The 22,992-nt window shown below is 63.6% G+C and carries 22 protein-coding genes and 1 pseudogene; 13 read left to right on the top strand and 10 right to left on the bottom strand.

Features of this window, described 5'->3' with window-relative positions; translation table 11 throughout:
* The first annotated feature begins 278 nt into the window (after positions 1-278).
* The 8 genes and pseudogenes from NKL06_RS17610 to NKL06_RS17575 all read left to right on the top strand — a co-directional run bounded on the left by NKL06_RS17610 (position 279) and on the right by NKL06_RS17575 (position 7,457).
* Positions 279-902, top strand: a complete 624-nt coding sequence (locus tag NKL06_RS17610; protein ID WP_245261720.1) for a hypothetical protein — start codon at positions 279-281, stop codon at positions 900-902.
* Positions 903-996: 94 nt separating this feature from the next.
* Positions 997-1,158 carry a DUF1328 family protein gene (locus tag NKL06_RS17605; RefSeq protein WP_023683859.1) on the top strand — a complete coding sequence of 54 codons (162 nt, stop codon included), beginning with the start codon at positions 997-999 and terminating at the stop codon, positions 1,156-1,158.
* 73 nt (positions 1,159-1,231) lie between these two features.
* Complete coding sequence (dapF, locus tag NKL06_RS17600; RefSeq protein WP_023694521.1) at positions 1,232-2,116, top strand: diaminopimelate epimerase; 885 nt, start codon at positions 1,232-1,234, stop codon at positions 2,114-2,116.
* Positions 2,116-3,435: a tRNA (N(6)-L-threonylcarbamoyladenosine(37)-C(2))-methylthiotransferase MtaB gene (gene mtaB / locus NKL06_RS17595; RefSeq protein WP_023694522.1), complete on the top strand. Its 1,320-nt coding sequence runs from the start codon at positions 2,116-2,118 to the stop codon at positions 3,433-3,435. Before dapF ends, mtaB begins: the two co-directional genes overlap by 1 nt.
* A gap of 12 nt (positions 3,436-3,447) precedes the next feature.
* Positions 3,448-5,436: a signal recognition particle-docking protein FtsY gene (gene ftsY / locus NKL06_RS17590; RefSeq protein ID WP_031208491.1), complete on the top strand. Its 1,989-nt coding sequence runs from the start codon at positions 3,448-3,450 to the stop codon at positions 5,434-5,436.
* 61 nt (positions 5,437-5,497) lie between these two features.
* Positions 5,498-6,168, top strand: a pseudogene (locus tag NKL06_RS17585) (septation protein A).
* Positions 6,169-6,228: 60 nt separating this feature from the next.
* Positions 6,229-6,849 (top strand): pyridoxamine 5'-phosphate oxidase family protein, encoded by a 621-nt coding sequence (locus tag NKL06_RS17580; protein WP_023683854.1) that lies wholly within the window; start codon positions 6,229-6,231, stop codon positions 6,847-6,849.
* 59 nt (positions 6,850-6,908) lie between these two features.
* Positions 6,909-7,457 carry an NADPH-dependent FMN reductase gene (locus tag NKL06_RS17575; protein ID WP_023683853.1) on the top strand — a complete coding sequence of 183 codons (549 nt, stop codon included), beginning with the start codon at positions 6,909-6,911 and terminating at the stop codon, positions 7,455-7,457.
* A gap of 83 nt (positions 7,458-7,540) precedes the next feature.
* On the opposite strand, the gene NKL06_RS17570 is transcribed toward NKL06_RS17575, so the two are convergent.
* Positions 7,541-7,747 (bottom strand): tautomerase family protein, encoded by a 207-nt coding sequence (locus NKL06_RS17570; RefSeq protein WP_023683852.1) that lies wholly within the window; start codon positions 7,745-7,747, stop codon positions 7,541-7,543.
* Positions 7,748-7,911: 164 nt separating this feature from the next.
* Positions 7,912-8,832 carry an SMP-30/gluconolactonase/LRE family protein gene (locus NKL06_RS17565; protein ID WP_023694526.1) on the bottom strand — a complete coding sequence of 307 codons (921 nt, stop codon included), beginning with the start codon at positions 8,830-8,832 and terminating at the stop codon, positions 7,912-7,914.
* 287 nt (positions 8,833-9,119) lie between these two features.
* Here NKL06_RS17565 and NKL06_RS17560 point away from each other — a divergent pair, with 287 nt between their 5' ends.
* Positions 9,120-9,287 (top strand): hypothetical protein, encoded by a 168-nt coding sequence (locus NKL06_RS17560; RefSeq protein WP_023671737.1) that lies wholly within the window; start codon positions 9,120-9,122, stop codon positions 9,285-9,287.
* Between the two features lie 184 nt (positions 9,288-9,471).
* On the opposite strand, the gene NKL06_RS17555 is transcribed toward NKL06_RS17560, so the two are convergent.
* The 4 genes from NKL06_RS17555 to ccmA all read right to left on the bottom strand — a co-directional run bounded on the left by NKL06_RS17555 (position 9,472) and on the right by ccmA (position 11,867).
* A complete protein-coding gene (locus NKL06_RS17555; protein ID WP_023687679.1) occupies positions 9,472-10,053 on the bottom strand; it encodes a DsbE family thiol:disulfide interchange protein in 582 nt (193 codons plus the stop codon).
* Positions 10,050-10,241: a heme exporter protein CcmD gene (ccmD, locus tag NKL06_RS17550; protein WP_023694527.1), complete on the bottom strand. Its 192-nt coding sequence runs from the start codon at positions 10,239-10,241 to the stop codon at positions 10,050-10,052. Before ccmD ends, NKL06_RS17555 begins: the two co-directional genes overlap by 4 nt.
* Positions 10,242-10,363: 122 nt before the next feature.
* Positions 10,364-11,029: a heme exporter protein CcmB gene (ccmB, locus tag NKL06_RS17545; protein WP_023807683.1), complete on the bottom strand. Its 666-nt coding sequence runs from the start codon at positions 11,027-11,029 to the stop codon at positions 10,364-10,366.
* Between the two features lie 229 nt (positions 11,030-11,258).
* Positions 11,259-11,867 (bottom strand): heme ABC exporter ATP-binding protein CcmA, encoded by a 609-nt coding sequence (ccmA, locus tag NKL06_RS17540; RefSeq protein WP_023694529.1) that lies wholly within the window; start codon positions 11,865-11,867, stop codon positions 11,259-11,261.
* Positions 11,868-12,152: 285 nt separating this feature from the next.
* Between ccmA and acnA the strand changes: the two genes are divergently transcribed.
* The 3 genes from acnA to NKL06_RS17525 all read left to right on the top strand — a co-directional run bounded on the left by acnA (position 12,153) and on the right by NKL06_RS17525 (position 16,942).
* A complete protein-coding gene (gene acnA / locus NKL06_RS17535) occupies positions 12,153-14,843 on the top strand; it encodes an aconitate hydratase AcnA (RefSeq protein ID WP_023687676.1) in 2,691 nt (896 codons plus the stop codon).
* Between the two features lie 350 nt (positions 14,844-15,193).
* Positions 15,194-15,973, top strand: coding sequence for a DUF1223 domain-containing protein (locus NKL06_RS17530; RefSeq protein WP_023683845.1), 780 nt, complete (start codon positions 15,194-15,196; stop codon positions 15,971-15,973).
* Between the two features lie 582 nt (positions 15,974-16,555).
* Entirely contained in the window at positions 16,556-16,942 is a 387-nt protein-coding gene (locus NKL06_RS17525) for a DUF2794 domain-containing protein (RefSeq protein ID WP_023683844.1), read from the top strand.
* Between the two features lie 116 nt (positions 16,943-17,058).
* Here the strand turns inward: NKL06_RS17525 and NKL06_RS17520 are convergent, their stop codons facing one another.
* The 4 genes from NKL06_RS17520 to NKL06_RS17505 form a co-directional block, all read right to left on the bottom strand.
* Positions 17,059-17,640, bottom strand: a complete 582-nt coding sequence (locus NKL06_RS17520) for a GNAT family N-acetyltransferase (protein WP_023807682.1) — start codon at positions 17,638-17,640, stop codon at positions 17,059-17,061.
* Between the two features lie 103 nt (positions 17,641-17,743).
* Positions 17,744-18,484 (bottom strand): Bax inhibitor-1/YccA family protein, encoded by a 741-nt coding sequence (locus NKL06_RS17515; protein ID WP_023671726.1) that lies wholly within the window; start codon positions 18,482-18,484, stop codon positions 17,744-17,746.
* A gap of 240 nt (positions 18,485-18,724) precedes the next feature.
* Positions 18,725-21,274: an ABC transporter permease gene (locus tag NKL06_RS17510; protein ID WP_023807681.1), complete on the bottom strand. Its 2,550-nt coding sequence runs from the start codon at positions 21,272-21,274 to the stop codon at positions 18,725-18,727.
* On the bottom strand, positions 21,274-21,975 hold the full coding sequence (locus NKL06_RS17505; RefSeq protein WP_023694532.1) for an ABC transporter ATP-binding protein: 702 nt from the start codon (positions 21,973-21,975) through the stop codon (positions 21,274-21,276). Before NKL06_RS17505 ends, NKL06_RS17510 begins: the two co-directional genes overlap by 1 nt.
* A gap of 86 nt (positions 21,976-22,061) precedes the next feature.
* Between NKL06_RS17505 and NKL06_RS17500 the strand changes: the two genes are divergently transcribed.
* Entirely contained in the window at positions 22,062-22,724 is a 663-nt protein-coding gene (locus NKL06_RS17500; protein ID WP_023694533.1) for an arylesterase, read from the top strand.
* Positions 22,725-22,992 lie beyond the last annotated feature (268 nt).

Here is a 22,992-nt window from a genome sequence, read left to right as displayed (position 1 = left end):
AAATAGGGTTTGCACCACGAATTGTTGTAAATTTGTCGCAAAATGGCTGGCGGACAAAAGGCATGTCTTCGCTCTAGCGCGGTTCCAACCGGTACATTGGTTGCGAAAGCGGCACCGGGGCCCGCAGCAGGTCGGCGCATCGGCGGTCGAGCGCAACTGCCGGCGCAAAACTGACTGAAGCGCTTGAGGCGCAAGGCCTGGCGCGTGAGCGGTTTCGCGCCTTGCGTCCGGGCGAGGTTTGGGACGTTCCCGAGATCGAGCGCGGCTGGAGTCTGCATTTGGCCGTTTACGGCACTGCCATTTTAGCCGATGGTCTATCGCAACAGGGGGAACAGATGAAATCAATCTTGGCAGTTTTGATCGCGCTGGTAATTTCGACGCCGGCCGCTTTCGCGGGTGAAATCACCGATCGCGCCGCTGAAGCCGAAAAGGCACTGCAGGCGGGTGATGGCGCCGGCGCGCTGGACAAATTCCGCAGCGCCGAGGACGCTCTGTGGCAAGCGATGCCGCTTGGCGTGCAAAATGTGAAGCATATCATGTCGGCCAGCGGGTTCGGCGCCTACGCCGAGCGCCCGAACCATGTCTACAAGCCGGGCGAAGAGATTGTGCTTTATATGGAGCCGGTCGGTTACGGCTACGGCTCGGATGGGCTCGGCAACAACCAGATCGCGCTTTACGTTGACCTTACCGTGCTTTCCCAGTCGGGCGAGAAGCTGGGAACCGTCGAAAAGCTTGGCCGGGTCCAGCTCGCCTCGCGCTCGCATAACCGAGAGATGTTCTTCAAATTAAACGTCTCCCTGGATGGCGTTCCCCCCGGCAAATACCGAGCGGATTTCCTCATGCATGACGAGAACTCGCAAAAGACGGCGCCTTTCACGACCGACTTCGAGATTGCCGAATAGCGCGCCCAGTCGGAGAGAGCCTCGCGGCAAGAGGGAACCAGAGCGCGGTAGATGCGTTCTTAGGCCGCTGCAGTCAATTTGCGAGGCATTGTCCATGATCAAATGGATCATCATTCTTCTCATCGTTGCTGCCGCCGCCAGCCTGCTCGGCATGCCGGCGCTGGCCGGTGCCGCCGCCACCGGCGCGCGAGTGCTGATCGGCATCGTTCTCGTCATCTTCCTGCTGATCGTGCTCGGCGTTTTCGCGGTAACCTAAACGCAGCCCACACTGGTAATTCCCGCCCGTTTCCGCCATATAGCGGCGAAACGTACAGGAATTACCTCAGATCATGGCAGGCACTGCCCCCTTCGCCAAGATGAACGGCATCGGCAACGAAATCATCGTCGCCGACATGCGTGGCCGTGCCGATAGGGTCACGGCGGCGTCGGCTGTCGCGCTGAACGCCGATGCGGCGACCAGGTTCGACCAGATCATGGCGATCCACGATTCGCGCACGCCGGGCACCGCCTTTTACATCGACATTTTGAATTCCGACGGCTCGGGCGCGCAGGCCTGCGGCAACGGCATGCGCTGTGTCGTCCAGGCGCTGGCCGCCGAAACCGGCCAGAAGACTTTCACCTTCGAGACCCGCGCCGGCATCCTCAACGCCGTCGAACATGCCGACGGCACCATCTCGGTCGACATGGGCACTCCGCGCTTTGGCTGGCAGGACATTCCGCTGGCCGAGGAATTCCGCGACACCCGCATGATCGAGTTGCAGATCGGCCCCATCGACGCGCCGGTGCTGCATTCGCCTTCGGCTCTCTCGATGGGCAACCCTCACGCTATCTTCTGGGTCGACAACGATGTCTGGTCCTACGAACTCGAGCGTTTCGGCCCGCTGCTCGAAAACCATCCGATCTTCCCCGAGCGCGCCAACATCACCATCGCCCAGGTAACGTCGCCGGAGACGATGATCATCCGCACCTGGGAGCGCGGCGCCGGCCTGACCAAGGCTTGCGGCTCGGCCGCTTGCGCTTCCGTCGTCGCCGCTGCCCGCACCCGGCGCACCGGCCGCAGCGTTACGCTGATGACGCCCGGCGGCGGCTCGCTGCATGTGGAATGGCGCGACGACGACCACGTCATCCTGACCGGCGCTGCCGAATGGGAGTTTTCCGGCAATTTCGATCCGTCGACCGGCACCTGGGCCCGCGACACCGAAAGCGCGGCCTGATGTCTGCACTTGCCGATACCAAGGGCCCCAACTCCCAAGGCATAGACGTCGTCACCTTTGGCTGCCGTCTCAACACCTATGAATCCGAAGTGATGCGCCGCGAGGCCGAAAGCGCAGGTCTCGGCGCGCTCAAAGGCGGCGCCATTATCTTCAACACCTGCGCCGTCACCGCCGAAGCGGTGCGCCAGGCCAGGCAGTCGATCAGAAGGGCCCGCCGCGAAAATCCGGCGGCGCGCATCATCGTCACCGGCTGCGCCGCGCAAACCGAACCGCAGAATTTTGCCGCCATGGACGAGGTCGACCTCGTGCTTGGCAACGAAGAGAAGCTGAAGGCCAACTCCTACCGCGCGCTGCCGGATTTCGGCGTCAACGACAGCGAGAAGGCGCGCGTCAACGACATTTTCTCGGTGCGCGAGACCGCCGGCCACATGGTCGACGCCATTGAGGGCCGGGCACGTGCTTTCGTCCAGGTGCAGAACGGTTGCGACCATCGCTGCACCTTCTGCATCATCCCCTATGGCCGCGGCAACTCACGCTCGGTGCCGATGGGCGCGGTTGTCGAGCAGGTCAAGCGTCTCGCCGGCAACGGCTACGCCGAGATCGTGCTGACCGGCGTCGACATGACCTCTTTCGGCGCCGACCTGCCGGGCGCGCCGAAGCTGGGAAAGCTGGTGAAGACCATCCTGAAGCAGGTGCCTGATGTGAGGCGGCTGCGGCTGTCCTCCATCGATTCGATCGAGGCCGACGACGATCTGCTGGACGCCATCGCCACCGAGCCCAGGCTGATGCCGCATCTGCATCTGTCGCTGCAGTCGGGCGACGACATGATCTTGAAGCGCATGAAGCGCAGGCATTTGCGTGACCAGTCGATCCGCTTCTGCGAGGATGTGCGCAAGCTGCGCCCCGAAATCGTCTTCGGCGCCGACATCATCGCCGGCTTCCCGACCGAGACCGAGGAAATGTTTCAGAATTCGATAAAGATCGTCGAGGAATGTGGGCTGACGCACCTGCATGTCTTCCCGTTTTCGCCGCGCGAAGGCACGCCCGCCGCGCGCATGCCGCAGGTCCGCCGCGAATTGGTCAAGCAGCGCGCGGCCCAGCTGCGCGCCGCTGGTGAGGCTGCGTATCGCCGCCATCTGTCGTCGCTTCCGGGAACGCGCCAAACGATCCTTATCGAGCGCGACGGCCTCGGCCGCACCGAAGGGTTCACGCTTGCCGCGCTCGGCACAGGCGCGCCGGGCGAGATCGTCGAGGCAGACATCACCGGCCATGATGGGGCGCGCCTGATAGCCTCGCCCCTCACTGCCCGCGCCGCCTGAGACGATTGAAGCATGGCCGGTTTTTTCAAGAACATATTTTCGTTCGGCAAGAAGGAAGTCGTCGAGGAGCGCATCGACGAAACCGCTCCCCTGCCGCCGATCAAATGGGATGCGCTTGAGGCGCTGAAGCCGGCGGCCGAGCAGGTCGTTCCGGAGTTCTTGAAGCGCGAGGAGCCCGAGCCGCCGACGCCCCACCCTCCCCTCGATGGGGAGGGTCGCCACGAAGTGGCGGGGAGGGGTGAGAGCGCCGACGCCGGCGCCACTCACCCCCACCCCCAAGCTTCGCTTGGGACCTCCCCCATCGAGGGGGAGGTAAAGCCTGCGCCGCAGTCGGCGCCAGAAGAACCGAAGCCCAAACCCGCGCCGACCATCCCGCCCGCGCCGGAACCGGTCGTCCCATCCGAGCCGGAACCGTTGCCGGAGCCCGCGCCGGTAGAAGAACCGCAGCCTGAGCCGGAGATACCCGAGCCGCCTGCACCGGAAGAAGTTCCTGCGCCAGCCGTTCCGGAGCCGGCTCCCGAGCCGCAGCCCCAAGAAGTGCCGCCGGCGCCGGCCGAGCCGGAGATCGAACCATCGCGTCCGGAACCGCAGCTGGAGCCCGCTCCCGTCGAAGTGCCGACGCCTGCCGAGACTCCAGCAGAACCGGCCGCCCCGATCGAAGTGCCGCAACCGTCCGCGCCTCCCGCACAGCCTACCTCAGAGGTCAGCGCCGCCCCTCATCCGCCTGCCGGCACCTTCTCCCCGTATAGCCACGGGGAGAAGGACGAGGCGCCCCACCCTCCCCTCGGTGGGGAGGGTCGACGCGAAGCGGCGGGGTGGGGTGACAGCGCTGACGCCAGCGCAAATCACCCCCACCCCCAGGCTTCGCTTGGGACCTCCCCCATCGAGGGGGAGGTAAAGCGCACTCCGGTCGAAGCCACACCCGCGCCGGTCGAAGTCCGGGCTGTCACGGCGGGGGTTGCGCCCATGCCTGAACCGGGTTTTCCGCCGACACCACAGCCCACACCGTCAGTCGGCAAAGTCACCGTAACCAAAAAGGTCGAGCAGAAAGCCGAGCCGCAAAAGGCGCCCGAACCGGCGCCGCGACGCTCCTGGTTCCAGCGCATGCGCGACGGGCTTGCCCGCTCCTCGAAAGAACTCACCGGCAACATCGCCGGCGTCTTCACCAAGCGCAAGCTCGACGAGGAGACGCTGCAGGATCTGGAGGACGTGCTGATCCGTGCCGATCTGGGCATGGAAACAGCCTTGCGCGTCACCGATGCCCTCGCTGCCAGCCGCTACGGCAAGGATGTCTCCGACGCGGATGTCCGCACCATCATGGCGGCCGAGGTGGAGAAGGTGCTGGCCCATGTCGCCATGCCGCTGGAGCTCGACCTCTCGCACAAGCCGCATGTCATTCTGGTGGTCGGCGTCAACGGCACCGGCAAGACCACGACCATCGGCAAGCTCGCCGCCAAACTGACCGATGGTGGCCTGTCGGTGATGCTGGCCGCCGGCGATACCTTTCGCGCTGCAGCCATCGAGCAGCTGAAGATCTGGGGCGAGAGGACGAAGTCTCCGGTCATCGCCTCGAAGATCGGCGCGGATGCCGCCGGCCTTGCCTACGACGCTTTCGAACGCGCCAAGGAGGCCGGCTCCGACGTACTGATCATCGACACCGCCGGCCGGCTGCAAAACAAGACCGAACTGATGGCGGAGCTGGAAAAGATCGTGCGCGTGCTGGGCAAGCTCGATCCGGAAGCGCCGCATACCGTGCTGCAGACGGTCGACGCCACCACCGGCCAGAATGCGCTCAATCAGGTCGAGATCTTCCGCAATGTCGCCGGCGTCAACGGCCTGGTGATGACCAAGCTGGACGGCACGGCGCGCGGCGGTATTCTGGTCGCGATCGCGGCAAAGCACAAACTGCCGGTCTACTTCATCGGCGTCGGCGAACAGGTCGACGACCTCGAACCATTCTCGGCCGGCGAATTCGCCAGGGCGATCGCCGGCGTAGCGTAACAGGCAATGATCCCGAAGAGCTGACGGCTTTTTGGACAAGATCATGCGTCAGAAGGAAGTCATGAACCCACCCATCCTCGAACGCGACCCGTCCGACCCGCGAAAGAAGAAAGAAAGCGCCAATCCGCTGCTCAAGCTGGTGCTGGAACTCGGGCCGCTGATGGTGTTCTTCCTCGCCAATGCACGCGGCGCCTGGCTGGTGCAGAAATTTCCTGTCCTGGCCGAATTCGGCGGGCCGATCTTCGTCGCCACCGGCCTTTTCATGGCGGCGACGGCGATCGCGCTGATCGCCTCCTGGCTGCTGCTGCGCACCTTGCCGATCATGCCGATGGTCTCGGGCGTCGTCGTCTTCATCTTCGGCGCGCTGACGCTCTATCTGCAGGACGACGTGTTCATCAAGATGAAGCCGACCATCGTCAACACCCTGTTCGGCGGCGTGCTGCTCGGCGGTCTGTATTTCGGCCGATCGCTGCTCGGCTATGTCTTCGATTCGGCCTTTCGCCTCGATGCCGAAGGCTGGCGCAAGCTGACTTTCCGCTGGGGCCTGTTCTTCCTGTTCCTGGCTCTTGCCAATGAAGTGGTGTGGCGGAATTTTCCACCGACTTCTGGGTTACCTTCAAGGTCTGGGGCATCATGCCGATCACCCTGTTGTTCACCTTCAGCCAGATGCCGCTGATCCTGCACCATTCGATCGAGGATAAGGCCGAGAAGGTGGAAGAAGCCGGCAAGTAGAGCAATTCCAGGAAAAGTGTGAAGCCGTCCGGAATTGCGTCAGAATAAACGGAGACGGCCATGGAATTCGTCACCACGCGCGATGAACTGAGGACGATCTACAAGACCCCGCGGCCGACCGACACCTCGATGCGCAAGGAACTCAGGGCGCTCGACGGCCACTGCCGCTCTTTCATCGGCAAGAGCCCTTTCGTGCTGATCGGTTCTTCCGACGGCGCCGGCAATGCCGACGTGACGCCGAAAGGCGACAGACCGGGCTTTGCCCTTGTCCTCGACGACAGGACCATCGCCATTCCCGACCGGCCCGGCAACAACCGGCTGGACACGCTGGAAAACATCCTGCTCAACCCTTCGGTCGGGCTGCTTTTTCTCATCCCCGGCATGAACGAGACGCTGCGCATCAATGGCGACGCCCGCATAACCGTCGATGCCGGTTTGCGCGAGCGCCTCACCGTCGACGGCAAGCAACCGCAAAGCGTCGTCGTGGTGAGCGTCAAGGCCGCTTACATGCACTGCGCCAAGGCCTTCATGCGCTCCGAATTGTGGAAGCCGGACAGCTGGCACGACCGCGCGACGTTGCCGACGCTCGGTCAGATCCTGTCCGATCAGATGGCGCATGCCGAAACTGCCGACGATTTCGACCGCTCGCTGGACGAAGCCTACAGCAAGACCCTGTGGTAGATTTCGGGTACGATTCGCCATTGCGGTCCTTTGCCGGTTTTCCCTAGCCCTGTTTCCCCGTGATCGAACTCCTCGCCATCTCCGGCAGCCTGCGCGCCGCCTCGACCAATTCGGCGCTGCTGGCGGCGCTGTCCGCGAACGCGCCTTCGGATTGCCGCGTAACTGTCTATGACGGGCTCGGCCTGCTGCCGATCTTCAACCCGGATGACGAAGGCGAGCGCACACCGGCCGAGGCCATGCGGCTGATCGAGGCCGTCACCAGCGCCGATGGCATCATCGTCTCCTGCCCCGAATATGCCCATGGCGTGCCCGGCGGCATGAAAAACGCTCTCGACTGGCTGGTCTCGCGCGACGCCGCAGTCGGCAAGCCCGCCATGCTGGCCCACGCCTCCGCGCGCTCGCTCTATGCCCGCGCCGCGCTGGCCGAGATCATGCGCACCATGTCGTTCGCGCTTTGTGAGAATGCGGTTCTGGAGATTGCCTTGCTCGGCAAGAAACCGCCGGAGATAGAAGCGATCCTGGGAGAGGACGAGAACCTGCGGGCCATGCGCGAAGCGGTGCAGGTTTTCGCGAGTTTTATACGCGCAAACGTTGCCTCGTCATCCTAGGGCGGAGCAAGGAGCGAAGCGACGCGGCGCAGACCCTAGGATGACGAACGAAAGGGTGCGGCGCACCCCAACGTGCCGCTGTGCTACCCCTTCCGCAACGTCTCGACATCGGTCACACCGACATACCAGTCGCGCGCGTTGACCTCTTCGAACACCACCCAGACGTCGTCATTGCTAAGCCCGGTGGCGTCCATGATCGCCGCCGTGACCTTTTTGGCAATGTCGGCCTTCTTGCCAGCGGGATCAGCGGCGATCACTTCCTTGACGATGCGGATGTTGACGAATGGCATGACGTCCTCCCCTTGAATTGTGTCTGATACCGCCGCCGCTGGGCGGCTTCGAAATCCGCTCCGGCGAACCGCTTGGCGGTGGTTCCGCGGCCGCAGCGCTACAGGCGCCGCCGGCAGGCGCAGAAACGCCATCAAGGGCCGCCAGAGAAGCGTTTCCAGCAGCCTCAATACGTCTTCGCCCCGTTCACCATCAGCCGCACCATGTAGAGCGACGTGGTGCCGGCGATGTAGAGGCAGTTCAGCTTGTTGCCGCCGAACACGCAATTGGCGGTCACTTCCGGCACCTTGACCTTGCCGATCAGCGTGCCGTCGGGATCGTAGCAATGGATGCCGTCGGCGGCACTGGTCCAGATGCGGCCGGCCTCGTCGAGCCGGAAGCCGTCGAATAGACCGGCCGTGCAGTCAGCGAACACCTTCCCGCCCGAGACCTTCTTGCCGTGCTTGCCGACGTTGAAGACCCGCATATGCGCGGGGTTCTGCGCGCCATGGGTGCGGCCGGTGTCGACGACATAGAGCTGGCTTTCATCCAGTGAAAAGGCAAGCCCGTTCGGCCGGACCATGTCGGTGATGACGGCCTCGACCTCGCCCGTATCCGGATCGACCCGGTAGACATTGCAAGCGCCGATCTCGCTTTCGGCCTTGTCGCCCTCATAGTCGGTGTCGATGCCGTAGCTCGGATCGGTGAACCAGATCGAGCCGTCGGATTTCACGACCGCGTCATTGGGCGAATTCAGCCGCTTGCCTTTCCATTCGGCCGCGATGGTGGTGACGGAACCGTCATGCCCGGTGCGGCTGACGCGGCGGCCGGAATGCTCGCACGTCACCAGTCGGCCCTGGCGGTCGACGGTGTTGCCGTTGGAATTGCCGGAGGGCTGACGGAAGACGCTGACATTGCCGTCGGTCTCGTCATAGCGCAGCATGCGGTTGTTGGGGATGTCGGACCAGACGACATAGCGGCCGGCGGCGAACCAGGCCGGCCCTTCCGCCCACTGACATCCGGTAAACAGCTTTTCCACCTGGGCGTTGCCGTTGAACAGCCGCGCGAAACGTGGATCGAGAATTTCGTAATAGTCTGCGGTCGCCATGCATTTCCTCCGGGCATCACGTGACGCGCGGATCAAGCCAGCCTGCGGGCGCGATGGCAAGGTGGCGCAGGCGCAATTTGTAAGACAAAAGGTGCCCGGCCGGCATGGCCCGCCAGCCTGCCCGGCCGTTTATGGTGCTGTTAGCGCTGTATTAACCTGCTATGCGCCCTGCGCAATGGTGCATTGCAACATCTTCTTTTTGCATCGCACCATTCCTATGTCATGTTGCGAACGACCAAGGGAGGAACAAATTCACCGCTGATATGCGGTACGAAAGGACCCTTGCTATGGCTTTTGACAACCTCTTCTCCCGCGCGCGCACCTCGATGGCCAAGCGCCGCCACTACAACCGCCTCGTCGCGGAAATCGAAAACCTGACGAGCCGCGATCTGGCCGACCTGCGCGCCGACCGCTCGGAAATGCTCTACCAGGTCCACAGGCAGATCTACGGCTGAGCATTTCAGACGTCAGCAGGGCACCGCCCCTCACCCGGATTGCCAAACCGAATTGCATGAGCAATTCGGGCAATCCGACCTCTCCCCTCGGGGAGAGGAGCTAGCCTGTAACGATGCTTCCCTCTTCTCCCCCACGGGGAGGAGGGGGCGCGTAGCGGCCCGATGAGGGGGCATGGCGCCAACGTCAGCCCGGTGCCGCGAGCGCCTTTTCAATCTGCGGCAACAGAACATCCCTCGCCGACTCCCCTGTCAGCGGCCCGACATGCTTGTAGGCAATCTTGCCGTCCTTGCCGATGACGAAGGTTTCCGGCACGCCGTAGACGCCCCAGTCGATGGCCGTGCGGCCGGCCTCGTCGACACCTATCGCCTGGAACGGATTGCCGAGATCACCAAGGAACCGGCGCGCGTTTTGCGCTTGGTCCTTGTAGTTTAGCGCGGCCATGACGAAGCGCTTGTCCTGCGACAGCTGCAAGAGCACCGGATGCTCTTCCCGGCACGGCGCGCACCACGATGCAAAGACGTTGACCAGCGTTACCTTGCCGGCGAAGGCTTTCGAATCCAGCCCGGGCAGGTTTGACCCTTCCAGCGCCGGCAGGTTGGTCTGCGGCGCCGGCAGGCCGATCAGCGCCGACGGCACTGCCGCCTCATCGCGTCCCGACAAAAGCTGCGACAGGAACAATCCGGCGAGGCCGAGAAAAACCAGCAGCGGCAACAGCACGATCAGGCGGCGGCGCGGCGACGCCGGCGTTTCGCTTTCCGTGCTCATGGCTTGCCGGCCCCAGTGCTGGCCCCAGTACCGGCTTTGTCCGAGCGACGCCGCACGCCGGCCGCTTCGAGGTCTGCCAGTTCGCGCTTGCGGGTCCGCTGGTCGAGCAGGATCCAGCCGATCAGCCCGGCCAGCACGATCACCGTGATGCCATAGGCGGCCGCGACATAGAGTGCGTGTGCACTCATGCGCTTCGCTCCCCTTCCACCGTCCCTTCGTCGTGCTCGATCATGGCCTTCCCATAGCTTTGCGGCTTTCTTAGCTTTGCGGCTGGGGCTTCGCAATTGATCGTCGCGCCGCAGCGGTCATATCAATCCGTTCCATGCCGCAGCGCCAGTGCTGCCGCCACCGGACCCAGCACGGCAAGAAACAGCGTCAGCGCGGCAAGAATGAGGAAGGGCTGCAGGAACGGATCAGGATCGGCCACCGCGCCGTAGCTCGCCGACACCCCGAAGATCAGCACCGGGATCGTCAGCGGCAGCACCAGCACCGAGATCAGCAGCCCGCCACGCGGCAGCGCCACCGCCACCGCCGCCCCGACCGCGCCGATGAAAGTGATCGCCGGCGTGCCGACCAGCAGCGTGAGCGCGGTGGCGCCGATGCTGAGCGGCTCCATGTTCATGAACAGGCCGAGCAGAGGTGCCGCAACCACCAGCGGCAGAACGCTGCCCGCCCAATGCGCCAGGCACTTCACCAGCACCGTCAACGCCAGCATGTGGCGGTCATTGCCCAGCACCAGAAGATCGAGCGACCCGTCTTCGCGATCGGCCTGAAACAGCCGGTCGAGGCCGAGCAGGCAGGCGAGCAGAGCGCCGATCCAAAGGATCGCCGGACCGATGCGGGCGAGCAGCTTCAGGTCCGGTCCGACACCGAAGGGGATGGTGGCGATGACGGCGAGGAAGAAGATGACGCCGGTGAGCGCCCCGCCCCCGGCACGGATTGAGAGACGGACGTCGCGCAGGAAGAGGGCTAGCATTGGCGAGCCGCGCCTGCGGTTTGATCGCCATCTTGCCGAAGGTGGCGTTCCTTCACACCCCCCTCTGTCCTCCCGGACATCTCCCCCGCAAGGGGGGAGATTGGCAGTTCCGTTGCTGACGCCTCTTTTTCAATGCCGGTGATTGGCGAAAGCCGGCATGACATCTGATCTCCCCCCCTGCGGGGGAGATGCCCGGCAGGGCAGAGGGGGGTGGGCGGGAATGCCGACATCACCCTGTTGCTCCCATCCTCAATTCCTTCGCCCCATCCAATCCCAGTGGCAAATGCGTCGCCGCGACAATAATCCCGCCCTCCGCGCAATGCCTCGTCATCAGCCCCGCAAACCGCGCCTCCGAGGCCTTGTCCAGCCCAGCCGTCGGCTCATCCAGCAGCCACAGCGGCTTATGACTGACCAGCAATTTCGCAATCGCCGCGCGCCGCCTTTGCCCGGTCGACAAATATCCGAAAGGCAGATGGCCGATGCCGCCGAGACCAACCGTCTCCAGCGCCTCCCCCACACCCGACTGCCCGTCGCCGTTGAAATCGTGCCAGAAGCGCAGATTCTCCGCCACGCTGAGCGCCGTCTTCATTGCATTGAGGTGGCCGAGATAGTGGACCGCCGAAGCGGTCGTCGGAAACGTCTCGCCGCCGCCCTCGATGCGCACATCGCCTTGCGCCTTCGGCAGCAGCCCGGCGATGACCCTGAGCAGCGTCGATTTGCCCGAGCCGTTCGGCCCGGTGACGACCAGCACCTGGCCCTTGTCGAGCGCAAAACCGATGCCGGAAAAGACCGTCTCGCCGCCGCGTTCGCCGCCCAGATTTTCGGCAATCAGCCGCATGCCTGCTCGTCCCGAAAACTTTACCGCGCGATAGCTGCCGCATCGCACAAATTTGCTCCGCAACTGTCTAGAACTATTCCAGAAAATTCTCTATATGCGGGACATCCGTGCCAGCGGTCGGCACGGGAACAGAATTTGCGCCGAACCAGCGCACGCGCCGCCTTGAACGGCTCGGGTTGGCTGGGAACGGACAGCGGAAATGGCCGTACCCGCACCTTTGCGCGTGATTGCATGCCCATCGGCGTCCGTTCCCTTTCAGGCTGAACAGACAAGGACGGACCGCACGTGTCAAAATCCCTCGACAGTTTCAATTGCCGCCGCACCCTCACCGTGGGTGGCGCGGACTATGTCTATTACAATCTGGTCGAGGCCGAGAGGAACGGCCTCACCGGCATTGCCCATCTGCCTTATTCGATGAAGGTGCTGCTGGAAAACCTTTTGCGCAATGAAGACGGCCGCTCCGTCACCAAGGACTCTATCCAGGCTGTGGCCGGCTGGCTGACGGACAAGGGCACCGCCGGCGTCGAGATCGCCTATCGCCCGGCGCGTGTCCTGATGCAGGATTTCACCGGCGTCCCGGCGGTGGTCGACCTTGCCGCCATGCGCGACGGCCTCAAGGCGCTCGGCGGGGATCCGCAGAAGATCAATCCGCTGGTGCCGGTCGACCTCGTCATCGACCACTCCGTCATCGTCGACGAATTCGGCACGCCACTGGCCTTTGCCAGGAATGTCGAGCTCGAATATGAGCGCAACGAAGAGCGCTATAAATTCCTGAAATGGGGCCAGCAGGCGTTCCGCAATTTTCGCGTCGTGCCGCCCGGCACCGGCATCTGCCATCAGGTCAACCTCGAATATCTCGGTCAGGTCGTCTGGACCAACACGGAAGACGGCGAAACGACCGCCTATCCCGACACCTGCGTCGGCACCGATTCGCACACCACCATGATCAATGGCCTTGGCGTGCTCGGCTGGGGCGTCGGCGGTATCGAGGCCGAGGCGGCGATGCTCGGCCAGCCGGTTTCCATGCTGTTGCCCGAAGTCATCGGCTTCCGCCTTACCGGCAAACTCAGGGAAGGCATCACCGCCACTGACCTGGTGCTGACCGTCACCCAGATGCTGCGCAAGAAGGGCGTCGTCGGCAAGTTCGTCGAGTTCTTCGGCCCGGGCCTGTCCAACATGACGCTGGCCGACCGCGCCACCATCGGCAACATGGCGCCCGAATATGGCGCCACCTGCGGCTTCTTCCCGGTCGACGGCGAGACCATCCGCTACCTCACAATGTCGGGCCGCGAGGAAAGCCGCATCGCCCTGGTCGAGGCCTATTCCAAGGCGCAAGGCATGTGGCGTGACGCCGGCTCGGCCGACCCTGTCTTCACTGACCTGCTCGAACTCGAGCTCGACAGCGTCGTGCCGTCGATGGCAGGTCCCAAGCGCCCCGAAGGCCGCGTTCCGCTCGAAGGCATTCCGGCCGGCTTCGCAAAGGCGATGGAAACCGAGTACAAGAAGGCTGCCGAAATCCACAAGCGCTATGCCGTCGAAGGCACCGACCATGATCTCGGTCATGGCGATGTCGTCATTGCCGCCATCACGTCCTGCACCAACACCTCCAACCCGAGCGTGCTGATCGGCGCCGGCCTCTTGGCGCGCAACGCCAACCGGCTCGGCCTCAAGCAGAAGCCGTGGGTGAAGACCTCGCTGGCGCCGGGCAGCCAGGTGGTCGCCGAATATCTGGAAAAGTCCGGCCTGCAGAAGGAGCTCGACCAGATCGGCTTCAACCTGGTTGGTTTCGGCTGCACCACCTGCATCGGCAATTCGGGCCCGTTGCCAGCGCCGATCTCCAAGACCATCAACGATAAGGGCCTGATCGCCGCCGCGGTGCTCTCCGGCAACCGCAATTTCGAAGGCCGCGTTTCGCCTGACGTGCAGGCGAACTATCTGGCGTCGCCGCCGCTGGTGGTAGCCCATGCTTTGGCCGGCACCGTCACCAAGGACCTGACCACCGAGCCACTCGGCGAAGGCCGTGACGGCAAGCCGGTCTATCTCAGGGATATCTGGCCGAGTTCGGCCGAGATCCAGGAGTTCATCGAGAAGAACGTCACACGTGAGCTGTTCGCCCGCAAATATGCCGACGTCTTCAAGGGCGACGAATACTGGCAGAACGTCAAGGCGCCGGAAGGCCAGACCTATGCCTGGGACGACAACTCGACCTATGTGCAGAACCCGCCCTATTTCGCCGGCATGACCTCCGGTTTCGGCAAGATCGGCGACATCAAGGGCGCGCGCGTGCTCGGCCTGTTCGGCGACAAGATCACCACCGATCACATCTCACCGGCGGGTTCGATCAAGGCCGCTTCCCCGGCCGGCAAATACCTCACCGACCATGGCGTCGGCGTTGCCGACTTCAACCAGTACGGCACAAGGCGCGGCAACCATGAGGTGATGATGCGCGGCACCTTCGCCAACATCCGCATCCGCAACCATATGCTGGGCGAGAACGGCCGCGAGGGCGGCTACACCATCCACTACCCGTCGAAGGAAGAGGAATCGATCTACGACGCGGCGATGAGGTACAAAAAGGAAGGCGTGCCGCTGGTCATCTTCGCCGGCGTCGAATACGGCAACGGCTCCTCCCGCGACTGGGCAGCTAAAGGAACGAATCTCCTCGGTGTCCGTGCCGTCATCGCCCAGTCCTTCGAGCGCATCCATCGCTCCAACCTGGTCGGCATGGGCGTCATCCCCTTCGTCTTCGAGGAAGGCACCTCATGGGCCTCGCTCAACCTCAAGGGTGACGAGCTGGTCGAGATCGACGGCATAAGCACCATCAAGCCACGCCAGACGATGATCGCCAAGGTGACCTATGGCGACGGCACCGTGAAGAACGTGCCGATCATCTGCCGCATCGATACGCTGGACGAACTCGACTACTTCAAGAATGGCGGCATTTTGCAATACGTGCTGCGCGATCTGGCCGCGTAGCGGCCAGGGCTTAGGCAGTAGGGATTGGGCGGTAGCGGGGAAGGACATCCCCCACTCCCTACTCCCTACTCCCTACTCCCAGTCTTTCCAAAGCATTGCCCGACCCGATCGAAGCCCCGCCCTGTACGACAGGAGTAAAAACCGGCTGGGCTCAGCAAGATCTGCCCCACGCTCCTGATGCCATGCTCCCGATCGAACCGGGCGGTGAAGTGCTCCCCCTGTGATGGCCATACCCATGGTTGCGGCAGCAAAAATTTCACCGCAACGTGACTTCCCGTTGACTGTTGCTTCTGCCACAAATCTGGGCAACCAGAACAAGGCCGGCGTCACCGGCGGGAATCGGAACGATCATGGCACCTCGACACCCTCTGCGGCTTGCGGCTTTTGCGCTGGCCTTCTCGGCGCTTGCCGGGACCGGGTTCGCCGAGGAATCGGGAACGACCCAGACCGACAAACCGCAGATTGACAGGCCCTTGGGCGTGGTCGAGCTGTTCACCAGCCAGGGCTGCAATTCCTGCCCGCCGGCGGACGCGTTCTTTGCCGAGCTGGCGGCCAAGGACAACGTCGTCGCGCTCGCCTACCACGTCAATTACTGGGACTATCTCGGCTGGCAGGACACGCTGAGCAGCAAGGACAATACTGACCGGCAATATGACTATATGCGCGCCTTCGGCACCCGCTCCGTCTACACGCCGCAAGCCGTCATCAATGGTCGCAGCCATGTCAACGGCGCCAGCCGCAAGGAGGTCGACGGCGCGCTTGCCCGCATGGAGAAATCCGGTGAAGGCATGCGGGTCAGCGTCAAGGTCAGCCGCACCAGCGATCGCGTCATGATCGATGCCGGCGACGCCGGTAGCGGCCCCAGCGACGCCCATGTCGTCATCGTCTATTTCGAACCACCGCAGACGGTGACCATCGCCAAGGGCGAGAACACCGGCCGCAGCATGACCTACTGGAACGCCGTCACCGGCATCCAGACCGCCGGCATGTGGCACGGCAAGGCGCAGCGCTACGAATTGCCGATGACGGAGATCGCCAAGAAAGGCGGCTGCGCCGTGCTGCTGCAGTCGGTCGGCAAGGACGGCCTGCCGGGCCCTATTCTGGGCGCTGCGTTTATTCACAAGCCTTAAGAGGCCCCCTCATCCGGCCGCTCTCGGCCACCTTCTCCCCGAGGGGAGAAGGGGCTGAATCAGCGCTGGCGCGAACTCCTCTCCGCTCGGGGGAGGTCGGATTGGCCCGAATTGCTGTTGCAATTCGGCTGGCAATCCGGGTGAGGGGATGCGCCCGCAAACTGGGCACCGCAGCCTCCGGCAAATTCTTCAAGCAGCCAAAAACAAAAAAACCGACGTCAGCTTGCTTCTGACGTCGGTCATTTAGGTTTTGGGATCGTCGCACCCGGTCTCTCCCTGAGGAAAGTCCGAGGTTGGTTCGATCCGACGCAGACCCGTGGGCGGGGGCTTGGGGTTTACGAGCCGGTGCCGGACCGAACCGTCTCAGGCAACGCCGGTAAATTCGTCGGACATTGGGGCATGAGCGCGGATAAAAAAAGGCGGAAATGTGGCGAGGCATCACCAATTCAAACACCGCGTTTTATAAAAGTGACTGGACGTTGCGAAAACAGCGCAGTCCCGGGATGGTTAGCCGGGCCTTGCAATTCCACGGCGAACACGCCAACTTCTGCAAGCGAGATTCATTTTCAAAGGGATCGCGGGATGACCGATCGCAGCGGTGGGACGGAGGATGGGGACGCATCCGCAATATTGATCCCGCTGCACGAGGCGCGACGCGAACGCCTCGACCAGCCGGTCCGTTTCGACCGGCGTGAACTCGACGAGATCCTGAGGCTGTACGGACGCATGGTCGCCGCCAACGAATGGCGCGACTATGCCATCGATCATCTGTCTGATCGGGCTGTGTTTTCAGTCTTCCGCCGGGCCAGCGAAGTGCCGCTGTTCCAGATCGTCAAGGATCCGAAACTGGCGCGCCGGCAAGGCGCCTTCGCCGTCATCGCCGCCGGCGGCCGAATCCTCAAGCGCGGCCAGGAACTCGGTCGCGTGCTCAACGTCTTCGATGCTAAGCTGAAGATTGTCCAGGCCTAATTGAGAATTGGGGAATTGAAGAACTGAAGAATTGAAAAAAGAGGATGTAACGGTCGAAATACCGCCGGGTTTGTTCTCAGCTATTCAAATCCTCAATTCTTCAGTTCTTCAACTCCTCAATTCCCCCTCCTCAGGCTCTCACGAAACTTCCGCTCCGGCAGCGAATGCGGATCGGGCGGAACCGTTACGCCGCCATTCAGCGACAGCTGCATGAACACCGTGTCAAGCCAGCGCCCATGCTTGTAGCCGGAGCCTTCCAGGCGACCGGAATGGCGAAAGCCGAGCTTTTCATGCAGCCGCACCGAGGCGCTGTCTGCATGGCCGTCGCCGATCACCGCGACGATCTGGCGAAAGCCCGCCATACGGCAGGCTTCAATCAGCGCCTGCATCAGCAGCAGCCCGACGCCCTGGCCCTTCGCATCAGGCGCGACATAGACGGAATCCTCTACGATGAAGCGGTAGGCCGGGCGCGGCCGGAACGCGCCGGCATAGGCGTAGCCGAGCAGCGCGCCACCTCGTTCCGCCACCAGATAGGGAAAGCCCCCCACCGTCAGGCTGTCGAAGCGCGTACCCATCTCAGTGCGGCTGGGCGGCTCCAGCTCATAGCTCGCGGTGCCATGCGTCACGGCGTCAGCGTAGATCTCGGTGATTCGGCCGAGGTCGCCTTCCAAGGCCGCGCGGATGGAAATAGTGCTCATAATTTCTGCCTCCATGACAGCAAAGGCCGGCACAAAAGAAAAGGGCGGCCGTTGGGCCGCCCTCTTGATATCAGCTGGTCCAGTTGCCTGATGGGAAGACCGCCTAGCGGCGATCGCCCATGAACTGCAGCAGGAACATGAACAGGTTGATGAAGTCGAGATATAGCCTCAACGCGCCCATGATCGCCTTGCGGCCGGCAACGTCGGCCTGATCGCCTTCGTAGTACATTTCCTTGATGGTCTGCGTGTCGTAGGCGGTGAGGCCGGCGAAGATCAGCACGCCGATCGCCGAGATGGCGAAGCCGAGCGCCGACGACTGCAGGAAGATGTTGATCAGCATGGCGATCACCAGGCCGACCACGCCCATGACCAGGAACGAGCCGAAGGCCGAAAGGTCGCGCTTGGTCGTGTAGCCGTAGAGCGACAGCGCGCCGAAGGCGGCCGCCGTGGCAAAGAAGGTCTGGGTGATCGAGGCGCCGGTGTAGACCAGGAAGATGGTCGACAGCGACAGGCCGACCAGGCCCGAATAGACCCAGAAGGTGGTTTGCGCCGCGGCCACGCTCATCGACTGGATCCTGAACGACAGGAAGAAGACGGCGGCGAGCGGAGCCAGGATGACCACCCAGCGGAAGGCGCTGGCATAGATCAGCGTGCCGAAAGCGGTCAGCTGTCCGTCGCCGGTGACGGCGAGCTGGAAAGCGCCCCAGGCGGCGACGCCGGTGATGAGGAGGCCAAGCCCCATCAAATTGTAGACCTTGAGCATGTAAGTGCGCAGGCCTTGGTCGATGTCGGCGCGCGCGCCCGGCACGGCCGAAGTCTGGTAGTTGCGAATGGGCTCAGCCATTGGAATCCTCTGTTGCTTCTGCCCCGTACGGTGTCAGGCCCTTTCGGACCTGGGCGCCGCTGGCGGGGGCTCCAGCATGCCTGTGGCGAAATATGATGGTTCTTGACGTCAAGAACAAGACCGTAACAGGCTGCAACGCTTGGTGAATCGCAGGAAGCCGGTTTTCTTGGGCTTCCATGACTGCACATTACCAAGATTTAATCGGAAACGGCAGATTCGGCCAACCTTGCCGCTTGGGGCCTAGAGGTCGCGCAGCACCGGCGCCGCCTTGTGCCCGAGCACCCGCCAGGTGCCGGCAAGGCCGATGCCGACCGTGATCACCAGCGCAAACACCAAGGTCGCCACTGCCACCTCCGGCATGAAATGCGACGGCAGTGTCATGATGCGGGCAACGATGTACCAGGCGGCGATGCCGCCGGCAGCCAACGCAAACACCGCGGTGGCCAGGCCGATCAGCATGTATTCCAGCGAAAACGCCGCGATCAGCGTGCGCCTCGTGGCGCCCAGCGTCTTCAGCACCACGGCATCGTGGATGCGGGCGCGATTTCCCGCGGCGAGCGCGCCGGCCAGCACCAGCACCGAAGCGATCAGCGCCACGCCGGCCGCGGCCCGGATCGCCGTGCCGAGCTGGCCGACCAGCCGGTTGACGACGTCGAGCGCGTCCTTGACCCGAACTGTCGTCACCGCCGGGAAGGCGCGGGTGACGGCGTTGAGCAGGCGGGCATCCTCCGCTGCCGTGGCATCCTTTTCGGTCAGCGTCGCCAGCCAGCCATGCGGGGCGCCGGCAAAGGTGCTGGGCGAGAACACCATGACGAAATTGATGCCCATCGTCTCCCATTGCACCTCTCGGAAATTGGCGATCCTGGCCGCTACATTGCGTCCGAGCACATTGACGGTGACGGTATCGCCGAGCTTCAGGCCGAGCGCCTTGCCTTCATCGTTGGAGAACGAGACCAGCGGTTCGCCGCTGTAGTTCTCCGGCCACCAGCTGCCCTCGGTCAATGTCGCATTGGCCGGCTGTTTGGCGTCGTAGGTCAGGCCGCGATCGCCGCGCAGCACCCATGCGCCTTCCGATGGCACATTGGCCTTGTCGACACTAACGCCGTTCAGCGCCATCACCCGGCCGCGTAGCATCGGCACCTTGACCAGCGTTCCCTTCGGCGCCTCTTTGCCGATCAGTGTCGAGAAGGCATCGACCTCGCTATTCTGGATGTCGACGAAGAAGAAATTCGGCGCCCGTTCCGGCAGACTGCCGGAGATCTGCTGCCTGAGATTGCCGTCGATCAGCGCCAGCGTCACCAAAAGCGTCAGCCCGAGGCCCAGCGACAGCACGACGGACGGCGTCAGCGCGCCGGGCCGGTGGATGTTGCCGATGGCGAGCCTGAGCGCGACCGAGCGCACACGCGGGCTTTTGCGCGCCACCCACTGCACCAGCGCACCGACCAGGCGCAACACCAAAAAGGCAAAGATCGTCGCGCCGACGAAGATCAAGGCGATGCGCCGGTCGCCGGAAAACAGGATGGCGAGCGCCGCCAAAGTGAGCGCGATGCCGACCGCCGTGGCAAGATAGGGCAGGCGTGGAAAGCCGCGGCCCTCAAAACCCATTTCGCGAAACAGCGCGGTCGCCGGCACATCGCGGGCGCGGCCGAGCGGCAACAGCGCGAAGGCAAGCGTCACCAGCAGGCCGAACAGCGCGGCAAGAGCCAGCGCACCGGGATAGAAGCCGCCTTTAGCCGGCACCGGAATGACCGACTGGAGCGCAGCGCTGGCAGCAAACGGCATGGCGGCGCCGAGGATGAGGCCAAGCGCGATGCCGAGGCCGGCGATCATCAGGATCTGCACGAGATAGACGGTGAAGACGAAGCCGCCCGAGGCGCCAAGGCTCTTGAAGGTGGCGATGACGCCGCGCTTGCCGTCGAGATAGGCGCGCACCGCATTGGCAACGCCGACGCCACCGACGACCAGCGCCGTCAGCCCGACCAGCGTCAGGAATTGCGAGAAGCGCTCGATGTTGGAGGACAGCGCCGGCGCGGCGTTCGAGCGGGTGCGGATCGACCAGCCGGCTTCGGGGAAATCGCTCGCCGCCCGATCCTGGATGGCCTTGAGATCGGCCTCGCTGGCGCCGGCCGGCAGCCGAACCTTGTAGGCATTCTCGACCAGGCTGCCTGGCTGGATCAGACCAGAGGCGGCGACCCCTTGCATCGAAACCATCAGCCGCGGCGCGAAGCCGAAACCGTCCGACACCGCATCCGGTTCGCTCACCAGCCTGGCCCGCAATTCGAATGTCGCGCTGCCGACCTTCAGCCGGTCACCGATCTCCACATTCAGCCGGTCGAACAACAGGTCGGGCGCGGCGGCGCCAAAGACGCCTGATTTCTCGCCGAACAAATCCTTTCTGCCAAGCTGCGGCGCGGTATCGAGCGCGCCATAGAGCGGATAGGCGTCGTCGACGGCCTTGGCCTCAACCAACGCCTGGTCGGAGCCGTCATCCAGCCGCGCCATCGAGCGCATATTGGCGCTGTGCGACACAGTGCCGAGGCGGTCGAGGAAGGTGCTTTCGGCTGGCGTCGCATCGCGCTGGTTGAGCTGGAAGCGCAAGTCGCCGCCAAGCAGCGTCTGGCCCTGGTCTGCAACGCCTGCGGTGATCGCCTGCGCCACCGAATTGACCCCGCCGATTGCAGCGACGCCGAGCGCAATGCAGGCAAGGAAGATCAGGAAACCCGACAACCCGCCGCGCATCTCGCGCAGCGAGAAGCGGAACGCGAGCTTCAGCGTCTGCGACAGTGGCATCAAGCCGGCACCTTGACCTGCGCTACCGGCGCATCCTCGATGCGGCCCGAGCGCATCGACACCTGGCGCGAGCAGCGCGCCGCAAGGGCCGGATCGTGCGTGACCAGCACCAAGGTCATGCTGCGCTCGGCCGCCTTGGCGAACAAAAGGTCGGCAACCTGCCGCCCCGTCGCCTGGTCGAGATTGCCGGTCGGCTCGTCGGCGATGAGAATGCGCGGCGACGGCGCCAGCGCGCGGGCGATCGCCACGCGCTGCTGTTCGCCGCCGGACAGCTCGCCCGGATAGTGGGTGACGCGGTCGCTCAAGCCCACCGCTGCCAGCTCGCGCGCCGCGACACCGAACGGATCGGCATGGCCGGCCAGTTCCAGCGGCACCGCGACATTTTCGAGCGCCGTCATGTTGGGAATGAGATGGAACGACTGGAAGACGATGCCGATGTTTCGGCCCCGAAACGATGCGATCTCGTCCTCGCTTTTGCCGTTCAGCAATTCGCCGGCGATCCGCACCATCCCCGAATCGACCTGCTCCAGCCCGGCAAGCACCATCAGCAAGGTCGACTTGCCGGAACCCGAAGGGCCGACAATGCCGGTCGCCTCGCCGCGCGTCACGTCAAGGCTGACGCCTTTCAGCACATGCACGGACGAAGCCCCTTGGCCCAGGGTCAGGGATATGTCTTTCAGCGCGATGACGGCTTCTGTCACAATTAAAGCGTCCTATATCAGGATGAAGGCTCTGCTTGCCGGCAGCCGCCGCCGGAAGAATTCCTCGGGTATATGGGGCCTGCCACATGTGTTTCAAACGCAAGATATCTTTCAAACGCTTGAATGCCGCAGGGCTCGTCCTTTTCGTCACCCTTTGCGGCGCCATTTCGTCCGTGCGCGCCGAGACGTTCACCATCGTCGGCTTCGGCGACAGCCTGATGGCCGGTTTCGGCCTCGGGCCTGGCGATGGGTTTACCGACAAATTGCAAGCTGCGCTGCGCGCCAAAGGCCATGACGTCACCGTAGCCAACGCCGGCGTTTCAGGCGACACCTCGAGCGGCGGCTTGGCGCGGCTTGACTGGTCGGTGCCGGATGGGACAAGGCTGGTTATCCTCGAACTCGGCGCCAACGACATGCTGCGCGGCGTCTCGCCCAGCATTACGGAAAAGAACCTGGACGACATGCTGGCGAAGCTGAAAGCGCGCAAGATCGCGGTGCTTTTGGCCGGCATGCGCGCCGCTCCCAATCTCGGCGCCGACTACCAGAACGCCTTCGATGCGATCTATCCAAAGCTTGCCGCGAAATACGATGTGCCGCTCTATCCGTTCTTTCTCGATGGCGTCGCCGGACAGTCCGGCCTGCAGTTGGAGGACGGCCTGCATCCCAATCCGAAGGGCGTCGCAGTGATGGTCGAGCGCATCCTGCCCGCCGTGGAGAAGGCTGTTGCGGCAGTTCAGGGTGGCGGTTGAACGCCGGCCTGACGAGAATAACGCGGCGTTCGCCTCGCGCGAACTTTGAAACAAAAGACCGGGCTGCCGATGACCCGAGTCATTTATGCTGCGCTCGAAGAGCATATGCAGCATCTGGGTAATGCAAGCGCCGAAGCGGCACGGCAAGTGCTTATTCATCGCTTGGAGGCGCCTGTTCGTAAAAATGCCTGCAACCAACAAACCACTTGCCCCGTTTGACTATCGATGATTCGCTAGGGGCACAGTTCGATTCGAGGAAGGGAGGCTC

It is taken from the genome of Mesorhizobium sp. C268A (assembly GCF_040324475.1).
Taxonomy (GTDB): domain Bacteria; phylum Pseudomonadota; class Alphaproteobacteria; order Rhizobiales; family Rhizobiaceae; genus Mesorhizobium.
The sequence above is the reverse complement of the archived record's forward strand: the minus strand, read 5'-3'. Positions and strand labels throughout refer to the sequence as shown.